Genomic DNA, 19,595 nt, shown 5'->3' with positions numbered 1-19,595 from the left:
CACGCGCGAGGTGTGATAGTTACGAAAAAACCATTCCGGAAAAGATAAAAATTCCCAATGATCATGGAAAGACAAGAATTAGGCCCGTATATATCGGGAGCTTTGGTGATGGTGACCTGTGGATTCTTTTGCCGACAAAAGGTAGAGGAATGGTGGTAACGCATGTCCCGCCTCCGATCCTGTTACCGGGGCGCTGGTAAGCCTTGAAAGCATTCTGGTTCAGGCGAAGCAGATCAGCGCAGCGCAGACTACCGAGCACTTCAAGACGTTGGCGGCCAGTGGGCGGGATGTACTGGAGGGAATCGCGATGATCGGTGGAGAACAGGGCGCTTGAGGCGTGCTCTGCCATGGACTAACGTGCCGTTCAGTCGGCCATGCTTCAGCTTTCATGCGACGTCCAGGCTGTACGTCGCATGAAAGCGACACAGGTTAACGAGGAGGCATAATGACGGAACTCACAGGAACCTTCATGGGCATAGCAGTGCTGGCAATTGCCGCGTTGTTGGTCGCAGGACACTATCGACGTGAGCATGTCCGCAAGCGGCTTCTCCGTCGGATGGACCATAGCGAGTGCTGGGACGCTTTTCGACACAGGCGATAAGATTTGATTCGGGAGCTTCCTCGGTTCCACAGCATCCTGCTCACCGGCTTTCGGGAGCTTTTAACGACCATGGCCACCGGACTATTAGTACCGGAAATCGCTGCAGCTCCAAAAAGATGACCAACGACACCGTTGAAGCAACACGCACACATTGCAGCAGTTGAAATGGGAGCCTCGTCTGTCATAACGTGCCGAATTCCGGTGTGAATCGGCGGCGTTCGGCGCAAGCGCTTCCTTTAGGTTTTCCTGGCATCACATAATCCGTGTCGGCGGTTAAACCCGGGAAGAAGCGCTTGAACCAGCTCCTTCTCAACAGATGGTCTTGTGTCCGTAGCAGTTATGCTTCGGTGATTATTGGGACACCGTCGGCACGATCGTATAATTTCCATTATTGACCTGAATTGGACAGTTGCGGCAATCGCGCAGGGACGCAGTGACGAGCCCGGAACACCCAGAACCTTTAGAAGAGAGAAAAAATGGCGCTGCGGCGGCCGAACCTCCTGATTGGCGTTAGCCTGTTTGTTTCGGTCGCCATATTCCTGATTTCAGCCCTAGTCCTGGTGGAAATGCGCCAGGATGCGCTGCGCCGAGCTCAGGAGGCTGCTACCAACCTATCGCTAATCGTCGAGCGGGACACATCTCGAAACCTGGAAATCTACGACCTGTCTCTTCAGGCGGTCATTGACGGGCTCCAGGAGCCTGGAGTCAACAAACTTCCACCGCTCATGAGGCAAAAAGTGCTTTTTGACCGTGCAGCGTCCGCCAAGGATTTGGGCGCTCTCCTGGTTGTGGACGAATCCGGCAACGTTGTCATTGACTCGAGGTCCATTCCAGCTCGTCGCGCTAACATCGCGGACCGTGATTACTTCAAAGTCCATCGCACGTCCCCTGACGTTGGGCTATACGTCAGCCACCCTTTCATCCCACGCCTCGGTGAAGGAGGAGACTCCATCGCGCTCAGCCGCAGACTCGCTCATCCCGATGGAAGCTTTGCCGGCGTCGTGGTCGGCACACTCCAGCTCGACTATTTCCGTCGTTTATTTGATGGCATGAATCTTGGCTCCGGCGGTTCGATGTCGTTAATGCTTGATGACGGGACAATGCTCATGAGGCGGCCGTATGACCAGAAAATCACCGGCCGGAGTTTGTTGGGGACCGCGAACTACACGCGTTTCGCGCAAACATCGGATGGCGCATTCTTTGGTACGGCCACTCTCGATGGAGTAAAGCGCTGGTACACATATAGGCATATTAGCGGATTCCCGCTAATTCTCGATGTTGCGCTTGCGACCGAAGACATTTATGCCGAGTGGCGCAGTCGCGCCTGGACCGTAGGTTCACTGATGGCCGCACTCGACGTGATGATTGTCGGTTTCGCCTTATCGTTCTCGCAGCAGTGGAAACGTCGTCTTGCATTCGAAGAGGAGCTTCGGGTGCTCGCACGGACCGATGGCCTTACGGGACTACACAACCGTCGTACCTTCGAGGAAATGGCGCAGACCGAGTGGCGTCGCGCCCAGCGAACCGGTTACCCGTTGTCGATGCTTCTAATCGACGTTGACCACTTCAAGGGGTTCAACGATTTGTACGGACACTCGGCGGGTGATGACGCCCTGATTGCAGTCGCACACGGCATTAGTCAAAGCATCAGACGCCCGGGCGACATCGCAGGCCGCTACGGTGGCGAGGAATTTACTGTGCTTCTCCCCGATACGGATAGCGGCGGTGCAGCGCGTATTGCGGAAAAGATTCTTGTATCGGTAAGAGCGCTGGAACTCCGGCATGTCGCCAGCACGCATCAGCTTCTGAGTGTGAGCATCGGGGTCGCCTGCGCCGTGGACCAACGGTTTCCGACTTTGAGATCACTGGTGAATGCGTCCGATGCGGCGATGTATGAAGCGAAGAATGGCGGCAGGAATCGAGTAGCCAGCTATCCAGCTGAGACAGAGAAGGGCAGCACCATAAGTGCTCAGTCGTCCCAGGGCTGGACGAATTGAACAACTATCGAGACCGCACTGTGTTTTGCCGACGCGTGCTCGTAAATCGAAAGACAAATCGCCTTGACCGGGCGGTCAGCCTGTCCAACTGGAGAATGGCTCAGGAGCGGTCGGCTTCGTGCGACATGACCCGGGAGCAGGGCGGTCAGCTTGCCGACCGTTGGCCGCCAGAAGCCACCTCGTCGAGATGCCTCACGCGCGTCTCGCAATTCCATGGCGACCACGAACCGCGCGAGCTGCAAGGTCGATGGCTTCTCAATTCCTTTCTCCGGAAGCTCGATTCGAGTGCTATTGGCGCTGCGTGTACTTCGCGTGCGGCGTCAACGACACCTTCAAGCGCTATTGCCTCGTCTGAACGCGGACTTCTATTTGTCATTTATTCGCCCGGCACGCGTTGTTGCGTATATTTATCACGATAGACAACAGTGACGTCCAGAGGTCTTCCGCTGCCGGTGACCGCGGTGAGTGCTGGCTGCCTGCCCGACAGGCAATGGACTATCTCGGGCTTGCACGTACGGATGTACTAATTTGACGGCCATAAAGTCACTCGGACCGCTGCTGTACACGATGGACTTATCCGGGTCGACTATGCCGCCGACTTTGTGTCGGAAAGCCTGCTGGCGTTTTAAGTATCTCTTAAGTTTGCCGACCTACGCTGGAATTATCGTGGGTTTGAATGAACGCGAGGCTCTCGCGCAAACGCTCTTCACGGCGGTCATTTCCACGTCGCCTGGAGCGATGCTATGCGAACCAGAAATCTGATGCGTGCGTTGCTCGCGGCGTGTCTCGTGGCGGCTTCGTCCGCGGGCTGCGTTACCCGGTCGACATACCCTTCGTCAGCGACACTCTCCCGCAACGCGCCGACGACGCAGCATCTCCCGTCGACCGGAATTGTGACGGACTTTGCGGATATTGTGCGGCAGAATGGGCCAGCGGTGGTCAATATCAGCACAGCTCATGGGAGGCCTGTCGCCAATCTGACGCCTCTTTGGCCGCCCGCGTCGAACGAGCACGACCCATTCGTCCAGTTCTTCAGACAATTCTCACCCGACCGGCCCAGTGGAGGCATATTGTCATCGGGAACCCTCGGCTCTGGTTTCATCATCACCCCGGATGGATACATCCTTACCGGCGCCCAGGTGATCGCAGGCGCATCGCAAGTCAGAGTCAAGCTGAACGACCGTCGCGAGTTCAAGGCCTCGGTCGTGGGTATCGACCCGCCGAGCGACATCGCGCTGCTGAAAATCGATGCGCATGGCCTCCCGACCGTCAGAATCGGGGCCCCGTCCGATGCGGAGGTTGGCCAATGGGTCGTTTCTATCGGTTCGCCATACGGTTTTGAGAACACGGCCACTGCCGGCATCATTAGCAGCAAGGGACGACTTGTCCCGGATGAAACATATGCCCCGCTAATTCAGACGGATCTAACCTTGGACGCTGGCGATTCTGGTGGGCCACTGTTCGATTTGAACGGTGATGTCATTGGCATCGAGGCGCCCGTTCATCTCAGTTTTCAAGGACTATCCTTTGCGATTCCGATTGACTTTGCAATGAGAGTCGAGCATCAACTGCAGCTCCACGGGAGAGTTGAACACGGCCGTCTGGGCTTGAGCGTTCAGGAAGTCACCGCACCGCTCGCGCGGTCCTTTGGGATGGCAAAACCGGTTGGCGCGCTCATCAGTTCAGTCGATGAGAATGGTCCATCAGCCAAATCGGGCTTGCGCGTGGGCGACGTCATCCTGCAACTGAACGGAGTGACAATCAACGACTCGACGCAATTGCCGATGGCCGTGGCCCACTTGCGTCCGGGTTCTGTGGTGCGTGTGGAGTTTTGGCGGGACCATGGGAGCCATGAGGCTTCGGTCATGTTGGGCGCCATGCAGGGCTACTCGCTGGTGTCGGACGTCCCCGCTCAGACTACGGTCGGCCAGATTGGCTTAACGCTGCGGAGTCTGGCATCCGAAGCGGTACGCAAGGCTGGTGTGAGTAGCGGTGTCCGCGTCGAGCGGAGCATCGGCCCTGCAGCGCTGTCTGTCATTTAGCCGGGGGACATTATCTCGCGGGTGGCCAGTAACCGGTGTCAACGCCGGCCCAGTTGCGTGATGAACTCTGCACCGTTGCGCTGCTGGTTCAGCGTGATGGTCGTCCGATTTTCGTGGGAATTGACTTAGGATCGGTGTACCCGCGCCGGATGCTGCTGTGTTTCGATGTGTTCGACGGAGGTCGAGATGAAGCAACGTTCAATATTACGGTTGAGTGCCGCAGCTCTCATGCTCGCTGGAAGCGCACAACTTGCGTGGGCCATGTCGGCAGTGGAAGTGCGTCACAATAGAGAGGTTCATGCCGAAACAGCTCACGCGCGGCGAGGTACGGGCATCGCCCTGGCGACAATGCGCCGTTCATCCAGGCTTGCTCGTCCGACGAATTGGGAGATACGAGTGGTAAAGAGCCTGTGGGTTATCGTTCTCGTGCTCCCTGTCGTGGTAGCCGCACTGGCTGCAGCAATTGGCGTTCTCAACGTTACGGCGAGATTATTCCCGCATTGAATGTCGGGGATCTTGTCCAGCAATTGGCAACGGACTTCTGCAGTTCCGGTCGATACCGTTGCCGGGTCGGCGGATTGGAGAGAAAAAACCATGAAATACAGTCCGTTCGTTTTCCTCATTGTCTTGTCGGCTGTATGCATGATGGCGCGAGCAAGTGCTCATCCGGAGGGTGGCTTCGACATCGCGATGCTCAATCCGATCGAGGTGAGCACGACATCCGTTGCGAGCGAGATGTCGGTCGCCGAAAATGACTTTCCGCTGGTGGCATATCGACTCCCTCCCATAGTTCATGGGCCAGCGTATTACCCGGCTTGGAGAGATGGCATGCCGCGTGGCCGACGGCGGTTCGAGTATTTGCGTGGCGGCCGATTTTTCCTTCACGAGCGTGACAACGACAAATAATTGCCGGGCCGTTGACTATTTGGAGAGGCGATCGTCGTGATGATTCGCTATCGATGGCAGTGTTCTAAACTGCATAAGGAGAGACCAAATGACGTCGAAAATTCCTAAGCTGCTCGCGGTTCTGATCGTCGGGGGGCTAACCGCATGTCACTCGGGCGTCAAGTTCGACCACGGCGCCAACGCAACTGGTACCGGTGGCGGCGCACAAACAAACCCGAACGGCGTCGCGCAGGTCGGTGTCGACCCGCTGAATGACCCGAACAGTCCACTCGCTAAACGCAGCGTCTACTTCGACTTCGACGACTATACCATCAAGCCCGAATATGAATCGCTCTTGAAGCTGCACGCACAATATCTGATGAGTCATCCACAACGCCACGTGCGCATTCAGGGCAATACAGATGAACGCGGTACGAGCGAATACAACCTGGCACTTGGTCAGAAGCGTTCCGAGGCGGTTCGCCGTGAGCTGGTTCTGTTTGGTGTTCCCAATTCGCAACTCGAGGCGATCAGTTTCGGAAAGGAAAAGCCGGTCGCAACCGGACACGACGAAGCGGCGTGGGCCCAAAACCGCCGTGCGGATTTGGCGTACCATCAGTAATTTGTGATGCGTGGTGAGTCGGACCGGGTCCCTATTTCTCTACAATTGCAGCGACTGCAGTTTTGCGAACGGAATTGGGGCTTGCGACTCGCATTGCGGCCCCTCCATTGCTCAAGCAGGCCGTTGAAATACCTCGTGCAGCGGTCGAGCGTGACAAAGACCCAAACTTTGAACTAATGTCGTCAATGAGAGCGAGATGGAAGGGATGCGTGCGCCAGATGGTTTTATGGAGTCGATGTCCATGGTGTTGACGCTGAACGATTTTGTGCCGAAGGACGAACCCTTGCGTCCGATTCGCTCCTGGCTCATGACGGGCTTAGACGCGAGGACGAGATGTTCGCGCGGATGTACGAGGCTGAGGCGAAAGGAGGTCGGCCGAGCGTCGCCCCGGGGAAGCTGGTGCGAGTTCTTTTTTTGCTGCAGGTGCTGTACTCAATTCGCAGCGAGCGCATGCTGATGGAACAGATTTCCTACAACTTGTTGTTCCGCTGGTTCGTCGGTCCGCGATGGACAAAACCGTGTGGGACCACTCGACATTCAGCAAGAACCGCGACCGGTTGCTCGAACACGACGTGCTGGTGTTTCTCTTTGACGAGACAGTCGAGGCCGCGCGCGAGCGTGGCGTCTTGTTGGAGAGTATTTTAGCGTCGACGGCACGTTGATTCAGGCATGGACCGGGCATAAGAGTTTTGTGCCGAAGGCATGTGCAGACGAAGACGACATGTCGCCTGGCGATCTGCGCGCGCCACCTGTCACTCGTCAGGACCGAGCCAACATGATCGCCGATGCGGCCGTACGCCCGGATGGCCAGCCAGCGCAAGCTCGTCTGCAAGGGCTCTGCGATTGCTAAAGCTCTCGACTACAGTCTCAGGCGATGAGTGGCGCTTACGCGCTATCTTGTCGACGGGCGGGTGCTGATCGACAAAAATTGACTGAGAAACCAGATTCATCCGTGGGAGCTCGGACGGTCGAATTGGTTGTTCACGGATTCAATTCGCAGGGGCCAACATGCTGCCGCGTTCATGAGCCTCATCCGCTCGCCGCAGCTGAGCGACCTCGATCGGTAGGCCTATCTAAAAGCTGTTCTCACACGGTTACCCATCCATCGGACCGAGGGCACCGCCCACTTGCTACCACATCGCTGGACACCTGCTACCGACCGATATATCTCAACGGTACCCTCACCGGATGCTTACCTTGTATCGTCGATTCAATCAAGCGAATTTCATGCGTCAGTATTTGACAACGGTTAAGTGTTCCTTAATGTTCACCAATTTTCGTCTGGCTATGCTCATCGCGGCAACATTGTAATTACCTCATGTACTTGGCTCCCCCGACTCGGAGAATATGTTATGAAGCGAATAATTGTCGCAGCACTTTCGGTCAGCGCTCTCGGCGTCAGCGTGCAGGCGCAAGCGCAGAATTCGGTGACCCTCTATGGTCTCATTGATGAGGGCTTTGACTTCACCACCAACGCGGGAGGCCATCACGGATACCAAATGGTCAGCGGGGATACAGTCGGCAGCCGCTGGGGCTTGAAAGGCACTGAGGACCTCGGTGGGGGGCTGAAGGCGTTATTTCAATTGGAGAATGGCTTCAATACCAATAATGGCGCGCTCGGGCAAGGTGGCCTGCTGTTCGGTCGCCAAGCCTTTGTCGGACTGTCATCCGATCACTACGGTACCCTAACGATGGGCCGTCAATACGATCCAACCGTTGACATGTGGAGCGGATTCACTGCTGCAGGTAATTGGGAGGGCGATCTGGGATCACACCCTTTCGACAACGACAACGCCGACTGGGATTATCGCATCCAGAATTCGGTAAAGTACGTGTCGCCGACGTTCGCGGGGTTTAGCGGTGAGGCGATGTACGGATTCAGCAACCAGGCAGGCGGCTTTGCACAGAACCGTGTTTATAGCGCCGCTGCCCAGTACCAGATGGGCCCGCTGGCCGCCGCTGTCGCTTACTTGAAGACCAACAACGGAGGTCTGACCGCAGGGGGCGCTGCGCCCAGTGCGACCGTGGTGTTCGCGGGTAAGTCGCAACAAAATATTGACGCAGGCGTGTCCTACAAGTTCGGAGATAAGGCGACCATCGCATTCGCCTATTCGCATGTCGACGTCTACGATCCGACCAGCAACGCATACTTTACCAATCAGCCGGCCGCTGGTTCTCAAAAATCATGGAAATTCGACAACTTCGAAGTGAATGGGCAATATTTCTTTCTGCATGATTTCTGGCTGGGGGCAGCCTACGCTTACACGCGTGCTCACGTGGCGACCGTGACCGGGAATTCTCAGCCTAACTGGAACCAGGTCTCGCTGATGCTTGACTATGACCTGAGCGCGCGCACGTCGGTGTATGTGCAAGGCGCGTATCAGCACGCCGACGGCAAGACTGGTCAGGACTTCGACGTTGCGAACATTGTCGGTTCGCCGAGCCAGTCATCCAGCAGCAACCAGATGGTATACCGCGTAGCTATGACCCATCGGTTCTAAGCGATCGCATTCTCAGCGGAGCAAAGAAAAGCACGCACCGGACACCGGTACGTGCTCTTCTGTAGCTGGCAGGCGGTCCCAGGCGGACGACCGTCCGTGGGACTCGCTCCGGCAATTGTCCCCCGCGACGCGGGAAAGCCCTCTGGCGCGACTTGCCGTTCAGCCGGCAATCGCAATAGGACATTCCAGGAAAGTTCCAAGAATCAAGCCCATTTGCCTTGCGCGGCCCAATCGATGCCATGGCTGCGGTGGCAAGCCAGTCTGCATGTGCGAGCCTTCGAAGAGTGACGCACCCACACCACGTAATCGTTGCATAAGGGAACCACCGACTCCAGTCGGGCATCGTCGGCGCCAAGCGACGGCGAGTTCAACTTGTGGCGTGAATTCCCGGTGAGCGCATGCCCCTCCCATTGCTCTCGTCACGGGAAACGCACCGGCTGGGTTCTGGGAATCTGGAGTTCAGTCAGCGCGCACCTAAAGGGGTCGTGGTGTTTTTCCACGAGCCGCTCGACCGACACCGCCAGATTATCGGTCGACCAGATACGACGTCTCGCGAGCGGAGTCGCACTAGCGACATCGTGTCCGGTTCCTTTAAAAAACAAAATGCCCGGTGCTCGAGCACTGGGGAAATCGGGGGTTGGACTCAGGTCACGCATCGGTGCGGCAGGTCATCGAGCGATTTGCTGGAGTCACGTGCAGACAATGAAAGCGGGCCCCGGTGGCCGTCTTTCTTTTGTCCAAGTAGATTTGGTAGACAATGTGTCTGGATGGCGCCGTGGTTTGCGAGGCAATACCCCGCAGGGGGGCGGTGGCCGTTGCACTTCGTTTGCCGCCTTATTGCTCTGCTCCCCCCGACTGACGGTCGGATTCAAGGCAGATGTCGACCGTCACACAGAGTCCCGACCGCAAAGTCTTGTCTGAATACGATAGTTCAACGTCCCAGCCAAGTCGGTCGGCGATCGTTTTGACAATACGGAGTCCTAGGCCCGAACCCTCCTGATTGCTGCCGAGCACGCGATAGAAAGGTTCAAACACCTGCGCGCGCTCCGCAGGAGCGATGCCCGGCCCAGAATCCGTTACCGCGAGTCGGACATGTTTCCCATTGATCTTCACAGAAAGATCAACCCGGCCACTCTCCGGGGTATACCGGATCGCGTTGTCGACCAGATTTTTCACAAGCGTTCTGATTTCGATTTCATTCGCGCTAATCTGCGCGTCGTCGCCACTCTCAATCCCGATATCGATTCGCTTCGCCTCCGCCAATGGCATCAGATCTTCCAGCACGCGACGATACACGTGCAGAACCGATACAGACGAGGAGCTGTACGCAGGGGCCGACTGGATCCTCGCCAGTGTTAATAGCTGGTCGAGTTGCGAACGCCCACGTTCAATTCCACGGCGCAGGTCAGCAAGGCGTTCCGATGCCTGGGGCGACATCGGAATCTGCGCGAGACGCTCCGCCTGAAGGGAAAAAGCGGTCAACGGTGAGCGCAGCTCATGCGCCGCATCCGCAATAAAGCGTTTTTGGGTTTCCATCGACTGCCCGACGCGGGCGAGCAACTTGTTGATTGCGGTGACGAACGGACGCACCTCAACTGGAATGTCCTTCTGACTGAGCGGATACAGATCCTGCTCTTTCCGTGCGTCAACGTCGGTTGCCAGTGACGCAATTGGTGAAAACATGCGCTTGACCAGCTGGGCGACGATGATCAAAAGTATTGGTACCAGCACAAGGAACGGCGTCACGGTGCGAAATGCGCTGGCTGTTGCAACCTCATCGCGCAGTCCGGTCTCCTGTGCTACTGCAACGCGACGGCCCGCAGCCAAGGTATGAATCAGCACGCGAAACGATTCGCCGCCAAAGCTCATCGTATAGATGCCGTCAGCGATGTTCTGGGGGATATCTAGGAGCCGGGTATCGCCATCTCCCGCTTCGCCGGAATGGTGGTTGGTGAAGTACTGGACGATAACGCGCGACTCTTCGCCGCCGCCAGTCGAATGGAACGCACCGATGGTGTCACCAAGGGAAACGTGTGTCTGACCGAGAAGGGTTGCGACTTGCCGCAAGACATCATCCTGAAGCTCATGAGCTTCATCGAACGCTGAAACGAAGGCCGAGATGCCCGCAATGGTCGCGACCGCAAAGATCGCCACACACAACCAGAGCGAGATGCGAAACCGGACCGAATGCTTCAGTCGGAATGCGAAACCATCCATCCGGCCCCCCTGATATTGCGGATCAGATCGTTGCCGAGTTTTCGTCGCAAGATATGGATCAGGTATTCGACCGCGTTGCTCTCAACTTCTTCACCCCAGCCATAGATTCTCTCCTCCAGTTCCGCTCGTGAAAGGATAGCGCCTGGACGGATCAGGAGGGCACGGAGCAATGCAAATTCGCGATTCGACAATTGCAGGGGTTGGCCGTTTCGAACGGATGCCTCGCGGGTTGCCAGATTAAGCGTCACCGTCCCGTTGGTGAGGGACGGCAACGCATTGCCATTCCGGCGACGTAGCACTGCGCGCATGCGGGCAAGGAGTTCCGCGATCTCGAATGGCTTCAGAACATAGTCATCAGCCCCTTCATCGAGACCCTGAAGCCGGTCCTCAAGTCCGTCCCGCGCGGTGATAATGAGCAGGGGAACAGCATTGGCGCTACCGCGAATCGCCTTAAGAACCTGCATCCCGTTAGTTCCAGGAAGTCCAAGGTCGAGCAACACCAGATCATAGTGATGGGTTTGGAGCGCCGTCAGACCCTCGGTACCGCTTTTTACCCAGTCGGCCGCATACGAAGCATCCTTCAACGCCCCCTCAATGGCTTCGCCGATCATCGGATCGTCTTCCAGCAGCAGTACCCTCATAGTTACCCCGCGAACTGCCTATCAATGGGATCTGGCCGCAGCGCGCTGCCTGAACAAAAAGATGCTGCCGGCGATGAACGCCAATAACGCGACGGAAGCGGAATAGCGGCTCAAAGCGAGACCGCCGGCGTTCACCGGTTTGTCGAGAAAGTCGCCGACAACTGCCCCCAACGGCCGGGTCAGAACGAATGCGATCCAGAAGAGCATCGTGCGCGATACCCTGGTCCAGAAATATGCAGCGACGACGAGAGCGAGCAGGGCGGCGAAAACGAGGGCGCCACCGGTGTAACCAAGACCTGCCGTGTCGGCCGTCCAGTCTCCCAGTGCAGTGCCGAGCGTCTGTGAAAACATGATGGTTATCCAATAGAACAGTTCAGCCTTTGGTGATCCAATCGACGAAACCGAGATGGAGCCCATCGCGCGATACCAGACAATCAGCGAGACGCACAGTAGGGCCAGCAGAAGCGACGCCCCTCCCGCATAACCGATGCCGAGAGACCGATCAGCAAAGTCAGCCAGGGTGGTGCCGACCGTGGTACTCGCGATAATCGTTACCCAGTACAGAGGAGGCTGGAAGGATCTGGATCGCATTTGCGCGGTTACGGCGGCCAGAAAGACAACAGCAAAGATAAGCGTTCCAACGAGATAGCCGAGATTCATCGACATCGAAACGGCATCGCCACCGGTCTCGCCGAGAGTGGTCGCAGCAATCTTCAATATCCAGAACAGCAGCGTAACTTCTGGAACTTTAACTAGAGCGTCGTCCATGCTGCGATCTAACGGGCGGTGTATTGGCGAATCAGACACGTTCTTCTCCCAATGGGTATCTGCAAATGGACAGGCAAGCGATCAGGCATGCAATGGTCGAGAGGAAGATGATACTCGTCATCGTCGTTCCGAGACCCAAGCCGCCGCTGGTTACCGGCTGTGCCAGCAGATCACCGCATGCCGCACCGAACGGTCGCGTCAGGATGTATGCCAGCCAGAAACAAAGCACGGCGTTTGCCTTGAACACTCGGCGTACCAGGGCAACGGTGAGGATCATGGAGCCAAAGAGCAGGGCCGCATTGGCGTAGCCGGTACCCAGACCCTGTGCGACCCAGTCGCCGGCAGCTGTGCCGAGCGCAAACGTGAGCAGGATAGCAGTCCAATAGAAATATTCGCGACCACGGGTATCGACTGCGTGGATAGAGAGCGTCCGTTCTTGCGCGTACCAGATCGCAAAGACGGTCACAAGTGCAACTCCGAAGGCCACAGTTGAAACTGCGAGCGGGACCGCGAGGGTGTCGGAAAGGTTGTCGGTAACCAGCGTACCGAACACGCTTATGCAGACGACGCAGAGCCAGTATAAGGCTGCCACATACCGTTTCGCGCGAATCTGGAAAAACAGGCTGCCCGCGAGCAGGCACGCCATGATGATCGATGTTCCCGCCAGGCCAAGCTTCAGGTTGATGCTCAGGTAATCGGCTGCCGTTTCACCGACCGTCGTGGACATCATTTTAATTATCCAGAAGACGAGTGTGATCTCCGGGACCTTGTTTAGCCACTTGACGGTCGGGTGCGAGCTTGGATTCATGGACGTTTCTTATTGGAGGAGTTCGAGCGGGCGCCGCGATCACCTTTGCCGCGCTAGTTGCACTACGCAATGATTCGTTCGCTCGCGCGAGCAATAGAGCTTTCCTGCCGGTCGGTTAGGAGCCGAGGAGCACACGGCGGTTTCCAGCCTGCGTGAACTTCGGATCGCGCTCACGACCTGCACCACGAGGCTCCGTCAGTGGTGAGCATAAAGATTCGACCACGCGGCTCCGGTGTGGTTACGCCTGCCGGATTGAGACGCGCTCGTGGGTTCCGTGCCCATACCCGTGTCGGACATCGGCATTGCAACTCGTTTAGCGGCAACGCGGGCCTCAGCCGCCTGAATGTCAGCAGGATAGGTTGCATCATCGCGCCTGGCGGGATTGTAGCCAGCCTTTTCCATCTGGACCAGATCGGCGCGCACCTGTGCCCGGGTAACCGGGCCGGTTGACTGTTGAGCGAAGGCGATGACGGGAGCCGTCAGCGCGGCAACTGTGATGATTGAACGGATTAACGGTTTCATGGCTGCTCCTTCGAAAATAGTTGGCTTTCTGGGGCGGCTTTCGCCGCGACCGTGAACCCAGTCTAGGGAGGCTGACTTAGGTGGAACTTAGCTGCCTGCAATCTCTGCCGACGTTCATGTATTTCCCGAATTCTCGCCGGTTCAGGTTCTCTTAACTTGACACGTGCCAGCATGAATCGTGGCAAACCAACATTGGAGTTCGACATGAAAAAGGGTTATTACTTTGGTCTGGCCGCGGTAGCTCTGCTCGCCACGAGTATCGCGGCACACGCCTTCACCGGTCAGGAGTATTCGAAGGATGCGAAGATCAGCCTGAAGCAGGCGCGGGAGTCTGCTCTCAAGGCCCATCCAGGGAAGATCACCGACGAAGAGCTTGAAAAGGAAGCGGGAGGTAGTGGGCTGCGTTACTCGTTCGACATTGCGACGAAACGGGGCACGCAGGAAGTCGGGGTGGACGCGCAAACGGGGTCGGTCCTCGAAAACAGCGCGGAAGGACCGAACCCGGACTGAAATGGACCGATCATGACACTGCCGCGATCGGTGTGGGCGCTCGCGCGGACGAGGGTTACCGATCAGGGCGCATCCGGGCACACTTTTACGAACGCACAACGGGTCATTAGCGGAACAGGATTCGCCGCGATAGAAGCGACGCGTACGCCCCATTGTCGATTGCTATTGTGTCCAGTCCTGTCGTCGCTGACTGTGATGCCGGGGCGCAATCGCGGAACCTGAAGCGTTCAGCTTACGTCGCTGATCGTCTTTGTCAGGAGCGGTAGGTAGTTGCCCAATGTCCGTCAGGGGCGGTTCTAATTTCTTTCCGATTCGTCGTCACATATCTGGCATGAACTGAGTGGCCGAGCGACGTGCGTCCGAAAGCGGCTACTGCGAACTGATTGATCCGCGCCTCTCACGCGTTCGACACTGCGGCAGAAAAAACAGTTTCTTCTGCGAACTCTCCCTTCCCAGTGAAGGCTGGATGGCTGGCAGGGTCTCGGCCGTTCTGTGTTTGCGGTCAGCGTCGCGGTGTCGGCTTTCCACGCAAATGCCATCAGGGTTCCATTGAGAGGGGCAGAGCGTGCGCTCAGAGTACGGTTTGCTTAGTTGCGAAAAGGTGGTCGCGAAATTTTCCAGCGATAGTCCGTCAGGCGCGAGGAGGCGCCTGTTGCGGCGCATGCCAGCACAGCAGCAGCGGCATCGCGACGAGCGCTGCGCCGGCTAGGAAGGTCGTTGAGGCGCCAAAGCGGTCCCATAGCCAGCCGGCCAGCGCGCTGGCGAGTAACATGCACAGACCGCAGGCCAGGTTGAAGATGCCGAACGCGGTCCCGCGCAGCGTCGAGGGTGCTGTCTCGGACACCATTGCGGCGAGCATGCCCTGCGTGAAACCCATGTGCAGGCCCCACACCGCCGCGCCTATGAACACCGACACGACCGACTTGCCCATGCCGAGCACCAGATCGGCCGCGATCAGCAGCACCATGCCGAGCGCCAGCAGCAGACGGCGATCCAGAAGGTCCGAGAGCTTGCCAACCGGATATGCGGACAGCGAATAGGTGAGGCTCATCACAACCATTACGCCGGGAATCCATGCGATATCCAGACCGGTCTGCTGCGCGCGCAACACGAGAAACGCTTCGCTGAAGCGCGCCAGCGTGAAGGTGGCGCCGATGCCGACAATCAGCCAGTAGGCCGACGGGAATTCGCGCAACGCGCGCCAGTGCAACGGCGAGCGGAACGTACGACGTGCCGGCGCACGGCCCGATTCGTCGATGCCGAACGTGATCAGGCCGATTGCGATGACGGCTGGCGCAACCGCGAACCACAACACGGTGCGAATATGGTCGGCAAACCAGAACATCAGCACGATGGCGAGCGCGGGCCCAATGAACGCGCCGACCGTATCCATCGACTGACGCAATCCAAAGCACGCGCCGACGATTTCCGGGGGTGCAACGTCTGCTACCAGCGCATCGCGTGGTGCGCCGCGGATGCCCTTGCCGACGCGATCGAGCAGGCGCGCCGTTATCACCCATGCGGGTGTGCTCGCGAGCGGGAACAGCGGTTTCGTCAACGCCGCCAGTCCGTAGCCGAGCAACAGCAGCCCCTTGCGCCGCCCGAGCCAGTCGCTGAACGGTCCGGAAAACACCTTCACGATGAGAGCCGTTGCCTCCGCCGCGCCTTCGAGCACGCCCAGCGCGGTCACGCTCATGCCCATGGTGGTCACGAGAAACACCGGTAACAATGCGTGCACGAGTTCGGACGAAACGTCCATGAAGAGGCTCACGAAGCCGAGCGTCCAGACCGTGGGGGGAATGGCGATTTTCGTGACAGCAGGCGTGTCGGAGGTCATAGGTTGTCAGGGGGAGGGTGTCCGATTGCGGCACAACGTTGCCTGCTGGCCGTCGGACCGTGCGTGTCGTCCTGAATTCTCGCGGCCATTTCAGGGTGGATCCGGGCCTGCAGTCCCTGAGCGGTGTACTGCTGCGCCGCGTCCTCAAGCTCGCATTGCGTCATGTCGCTAAGCGTCGCAGCAAGAAGACGAGCTTTGGCGAAGCCCCGGTCGCACACGCCTGCCAGCAGGCCAATGAGCCACGGCGACACGCGCATGGCCACAACGGCAAACTGGGCGCGACCGACTGTGTAATGCACGAAGTCACGCAGAATGTCCGAGGTCGTGCTGGTGCCGTCGAAATCGAAGGTGGCGACGATCTGATCGCGCGGCATCGGTTGGTGCGTAATAGTCAGCGGCGCAGCCAGCCGAGGTCGATCGGCCGCGCGAGGAGTTTGCGGTACAGCGCAATCGCCCACCGCGTTACGGCAGCGCCGCCGAGATCCCAGAATGGCGCGACCAGAAAGTAAGCCACACAGGCCACTACGACCGCGCCGAGCATGTCCAGCGGGAAGTGAACACCGAGAAAGACCCGGGCCCAGGCGACCGGGACTCCGGCCAGCAACGTGAGGACGCCCAGCCAGTGCGCACGCCCCAGCAGCAGCGTCAGGACGATGCCGGCGAACACAGTAGCATGGTCGCTCGGAAACGAAGAGTCCGGCGCGTGCGGCAAAAACGTGTGACCGAGACCGATCATGAACGGCCGCGGATGCTGCCACACCAGCCCGAACAGTTGGTTCGCGCCGACGCCGAGCATCGCCACGAGACACGCCCGGATGGCAAGACTGCGTTGCGCGTCACTGCCCCACAGCCACATGCCGGCCAGCAGCAGCGGAACCAGATAGATCACGTAATTGGCGATCAGCAATGCGATGTCGACTAGCCATACAGGCGTCGCCAGCGTGCCGTTGATCGCGAGAAACAGCGCCTGGTTGAAGGCTTCTAGGGTATCCATTGCAGTGAAATTATCGAGAAGGTTGTCGAGAAAAATCCATCATGGTGCCGTCGGCACAGCCGGCAGGATCAGCACCGCGTATCGGACTGATCCGTTCTCGATTGCCGAAGGGCTCAACTTCTGCACGCTGGCCGGCAACAGTTGGCGAATAGTGGGCGCATCAGGCCAGGTCGTGGGAGTGCCCACCGTGACGAGGTGCCACGGTTGCTGAAACGTTTCCTGATATAGCGCGCCGTACCAGATCGGCTCATCGGCCGCGTCACCGACCCCGTCGCGGGTCATCAATTGATATCGCGATCGCCAGAGCCGTAGCACCAGCCGGCTCAGCGGCCGCTGGGAATCGAACTTCAGGAAGGTCAGCCCGTTGCTTTTGCCTTCCGAGAGTTTCGGCAGCACAGGCAGGGCAGCCAGCGATGTTCCGGGCGACAGCCACAGCAATGCGGACTGCGCTGACCATGCCGGGGCGGCACGCCAGCCGGTCGGTTCGAGGTAACGCGCGATCGCGCCATCGTCGTCGGCCCATTGCAACGGCAGATATTCCTCCTCATCGCCGCTCAGTTCGGTGCGACGTTGCGGCAGCGCGCGCCAGCCACCGTCCATCCACTGGCTGATCGTGAGCGTGACCGGTTGCGTTCTGGGGTCGTACCGCGCGAGATCGGCGTGAAATCCTTCAGGGTTCGTCCAGGGGCCAAAAACGGCGAGCATTCCAATAGCAATGCAGCTCAGCAGACCTGGCTGCACGTTGTCGTGCACCTGCCAGTATGTGTATGCGCCGGCAAGTACCGCAAACCACGCGAGCCCCAGGCTCCAGCCGCCCAGCATGTCGGCCAGCCAGTTCTCTCCGAGATACAGGCGGGCAAATCCGGTCATGACCAGCCAGACGGCGACGACGGCAACGACCACGCCCCGCCAGAGCAACCGTTGCTGGCGCACCAGCAGCCAGCCAAGAAATCCATACACGAGCAGGTTGAACGTGGCATCGCCGCTGGGTAGCGGAACATGGACCATCCCTGGCTGCCAGGTGAAGGGTCGCGCATAACCGCTCCCGGGTTCGATCGCGGGGCTTACCGCGCCTGCAACGCCCACCGCCAGAATCCAGTAGCCTGCCGTGCGCCAGCATCGTCGCACGATGAGCCAGATCAGGACGGCAGCGGCCACCGCCAGCCCCACCCCGTAGGTGCTCGACTGAATCACGACGGCCATTACGTAATCGGTCGGCGCCGTGCGCAGCGTCTGCAGGAAGCTGTAGATAACGGTGTCGGCGCGAACCAGCGGATCGTGCGCGACCACATCCTGCAGGATGCCAAGAAACAGCCACACACTGCCGATGAAAAGCAGCGTCAGTATCAGGAGTGTCTGCGACTCGGGCTTGCCGGGATCGATGATGCGCGATAAGCGGCCCGCCAGCCGCGGATGCCGGCGACTTAAACGTCGTACCACCCGTTGGGACGCGGTCCCGACCAGCGGCACGCCGCGCCGGACGGCCAGGCGCGTCAGCCCGGCGACCAGCCAGAGGAGTGCCGCCAGCAGGAGCAGCATCACGGCCAGACGTCCGCTGACCGCTGCAGCAAGTTGCGCCGACGCGCCGAACACGATCCCGGGGCCGATATGCGCAGGTGACCATGCCAACGCGGAAGCGATATTGATCGGATAAAATCTGCGCCGCGGCATATGCGCCGCGCCGACGACCAGCGGGACAATCGCGCGCACGGGCGCGAAGAAGCGCGCCAGCACGATACTCTTCCCGCCATGGCGTTCAACAAAATGCTCGCCACGCTCCCAGGCCGCTTCGTGAACCTTCGCCACCCACCACGTTCGCACTTCGCGGTGATACCGGTGACCGACTTCATAGCTGATCCCGTCGCCCGCTACCGCGCCGAGTGCGGCGATGGCGAGCGTCATCCACGCGTTCAGCGCGCCGGCTCCGATCAGCGCGCCAGCGGCAAACATTACGATGCCCGCAGGGACCAGCGTACCGACGACGGCCAGCGACTCCGCACACGCGACGGCGAAGACAATCGCCAGCACGATATAGGGATGAGCGCTAATGCTGTTGAGCCATGCGTGCATAGGTAACTCAAGTAAAAAATGGACCCGGCAGGGGCGCCGGGTCCAGAAAGGCGGCCGCTTGCAAGATGTCCCCGCCGATAGTGACAGCACGACGAGGACGATTCTGGCGGGGCGGCCACCGCGTGGCCGTTTCACCTCGTTTTATCCCAATGACCGGGCCAACCCGTGTCAGTCAGGTTGTTGCCACATCATGGACGTCGCAGGGCATCCATGTACTTGCCCGCTGCCCGGCGGCAGCGCATGAAGCGCATTCCGGTCAAGGGTTTGCTCACCAGCATTGCACATGCGGCGCCGTCGTGGGGCTCGGGTAAGCGTTCCTGTTTCCCGCCTGCCGGCGGAGAATTGCCGTCGCCGCAACCTCTGCTTCGTTGCGTTCGCTGGCGGTCAAGGTCAGGGTCCGCGCACCGGCAGCTGGTGCGGCTGCTGGTTCGTTGACTGCACACATGACCTGCTTGCCACTGTGCAGTCGCACGCTGGTGGTATAGCTCGCCGGTGGGGTAGCGAGTACGGTACCCACAGCACAGATCATGACGAAGGTGCCGAGGAAGGATTGTCGAATGATTGACATGGTGAGTCTCCT

The 19,595-nt window shown here is 58.8% G+C and carries 16 protein-coding genes and 2 pseudogenes; 8 read left to right on the top strand and 10 right to left on the bottom strand.

The genetic code is table 11. From position 1 onward, the window contains the following. Positions 1-1,077 precede the first annotated feature (1,077 nt). The 7 genes and pseudogenes from PQQ52_RS19695 to PQQ52_RS19665 all read left to right on the top strand — a co-directional run bounded on the left by PQQ52_RS19695 (position 1,078) and on the right by PQQ52_RS19665 (position 8,648). Positions 1,078-2,598, top strand: a complete 1,521-nt coding sequence (locus tag PQQ52_RS19695; protein ID WP_408214685.1) for a sensor domain-containing diguanylate cyclase — start codon at positions 1,078-1,080, stop codon at positions 2,596-2,598. Positions 2,599-3,668: 1,070 nt separating this feature from the next. Next, the gene (locus PQQ52_RS19690) at positions 3,669-4,640 is read left to right on the top strand and encodes a S1C family serine protease (protein ID WP_408214682.1); all 972 of its coding nucleotides are present in this window, start codon (positions 3,669-3,671) and stop codon (positions 4,638-4,640) included. 594 nt (positions 4,641-5,234) lie between these two features. Then, positions 5,235-5,546, top strand: coding sequence for a hypothetical protein (locus tag PQQ52_RS19685; RefSeq protein WP_408214679.1), 312 nt, complete (start codon positions 5,235-5,237; stop codon positions 5,544-5,546). A gap of 88 nt (positions 5,547-5,634) precedes the next feature. After that, positions 5,635-6,147: a peptidoglycan-associated lipoprotein Pal gene (gene pal / locus PQQ52_RS19680; protein ID WP_408214676.1), complete on the top strand. Its 513-nt coding sequence runs from the start codon at positions 5,635-5,637 to the stop codon at positions 6,145-6,147. Positions 6,148-6,352: 205 nt separating this feature from the next. Then, positions 6,353-6,880 (top strand): annotated as a pseudogene (locus PQQ52_RS19675) (transposase); the annotation flags it as partial. Positions 6,881-6,950: 70 nt separating this feature from the next. Continuing rightward, a pseudogene (locus PQQ52_RS19670) lies at positions 6,951-7,298 on the top strand (IS66 family transposase); the annotation flags it as partial. 201 nt (positions 7,299-7,499) lie between these two features. Then, positions 7,500-8,648: a porin gene (locus PQQ52_RS19665; RefSeq protein ID WP_408214673.1), complete on the top strand. Its 1,149-nt coding sequence runs from the start codon at positions 7,500-7,502 to the stop codon at positions 8,646-8,648. Positions 8,649-9,482: 834 nt separating this feature from the next. Here the strand turns inward: PQQ52_RS19665 and PQQ52_RS19660 are convergent. The 5 genes from PQQ52_RS19660 to PQQ52_RS19640 form a co-directional block, all read right to left on the bottom strand. Beyond that, positions 9,483-10,865 carry an ATP-binding protein gene (locus PQQ52_RS19660; RefSeq protein ID WP_408214670.1) on the bottom strand — a complete coding sequence of 461 codons (1,383 nt, stop codon included), beginning with the start codon at positions 10,863-10,865 and terminating at the stop codon, positions 9,483-9,485. Further along, positions 10,841-11,506 (bottom strand): response regulator transcription factor, encoded by a 666-nt coding sequence (locus PQQ52_RS19655; protein WP_408214667.1) that lies wholly within the window; start codon positions 11,504-11,506, stop codon positions 10,841-10,843. Before PQQ52_RS19655 ends, PQQ52_RS19660 begins: the two co-directional genes overlap by 25 nt. Before the next feature lie 21 nt (positions 11,507-11,527). Further along, on the bottom strand, positions 11,528-12,274 hold the full coding sequence (locus PQQ52_RS19650; RefSeq protein ID WP_408214665.1) for a COG4705 family protein: 747 nt from the start codon (positions 12,272-12,274) through the stop codon (positions 11,528-11,530). A gap of 31 nt (positions 12,275-12,305) precedes the next feature. After that, positions 12,306-13,082 (bottom strand): COG4705 family protein, encoded by a 777-nt coding sequence (locus PQQ52_RS19645; protein ID WP_408214662.1) that lies wholly within the window; start codon positions 13,080-13,082, stop codon positions 12,306-12,308. Positions 13,083-13,277: 195 nt separating this feature from the next. Next, a complete protein-coding gene (locus PQQ52_RS19640; RefSeq protein ID WP_408214659.1) occupies positions 13,278-13,604 on the bottom strand; it encodes a DUF4148 domain-containing protein in 327 nt (108 codons plus the stop codon). A 204-nt stretch (positions 13,605-13,808) separates the two neighbouring features. Between PQQ52_RS19640 and PQQ52_RS19635 the strand changes: the two genes are divergently transcribed. Continuing rightward, complete coding sequence (locus tag PQQ52_RS19635) at positions 13,809-14,114, top strand: PepSY domain-containing protein (protein WP_408214657.1); 306 nt, start codon at positions 13,809-13,811, stop codon at positions 14,112-14,114. A gap of 631 nt (positions 14,115-14,745) precedes the next feature. Here the strand turns inward: PQQ52_RS19635 and PQQ52_RS19630 are convergent. The 5 genes from PQQ52_RS19630 to PQQ52_RS19610 form a co-directional block, all read right to left on the bottom strand. Further along, on the bottom strand, positions 14,746-15,951 hold the full coding sequence (locus PQQ52_RS19630; protein ID WP_408214654.1) for an MFS transporter: 1,206 nt from the start codon (positions 15,949-15,951) through the stop codon (positions 14,746-14,748). After that, positions 15,948-16,325 (bottom strand): HAD family hydrolase, encoded by a 378-nt coding sequence (locus PQQ52_RS19625; RefSeq protein WP_408214651.1) that lies wholly within the window; start codon positions 16,323-16,325, stop codon positions 15,948-15,950. Before PQQ52_RS19625 ends, PQQ52_RS19630 begins: the two co-directional genes overlap by 4 nt. A gap of 17 nt (positions 16,326-16,342) precedes the next feature. Continuing rightward, positions 16,343-16,945, bottom strand: coding sequence for a phosphatase PAP2 family protein (locus tag PQQ52_RS19620; protein ID WP_408214648.1), 603 nt, complete (start codon positions 16,943-16,945; stop codon positions 16,343-16,345). 39 nt (positions 16,946-16,984) lie between these two features. Continuing rightward, on the bottom strand, positions 16,985-19,015 hold the full coding sequence (locus tag PQQ52_RS19615) for a bifunctional DedA family/phosphatase PAP2 family protein (protein ID WP_408214645.1): 2,031 nt from the start codon (positions 19,013-19,015) through the stop codon (positions 16,985-16,987). Positions 19,016-19,283: 268 nt separating this feature from the next. Beyond that, positions 19,284-19,583 carry a hypothetical protein gene (locus PQQ52_RS19610; RefSeq protein ID WP_408214642.1) on the bottom strand — a complete coding sequence of 100 codons (300 nt, stop codon included), beginning with the start codon at positions 19,581-19,583 and terminating at the stop codon, positions 19,284-19,286. Between the last annotated feature and the right edge of the window lie 12 nt (positions 19,584-19,595).

This window comes from Paraburkholderia sediminicola, from assembly GCF_046030555.1.
GTDB classification, from domain to species: Bacteria; Pseudomonadota; Gammaproteobacteria; order Burkholderiales; family Burkholderiaceae; genus Paraburkholderia; species Paraburkholderia sediminicola_E.
The sequence above is the reverse complement of the archived record's forward strand: the minus strand, read 5'-3'. Positions and strand labels throughout refer to the sequence as shown.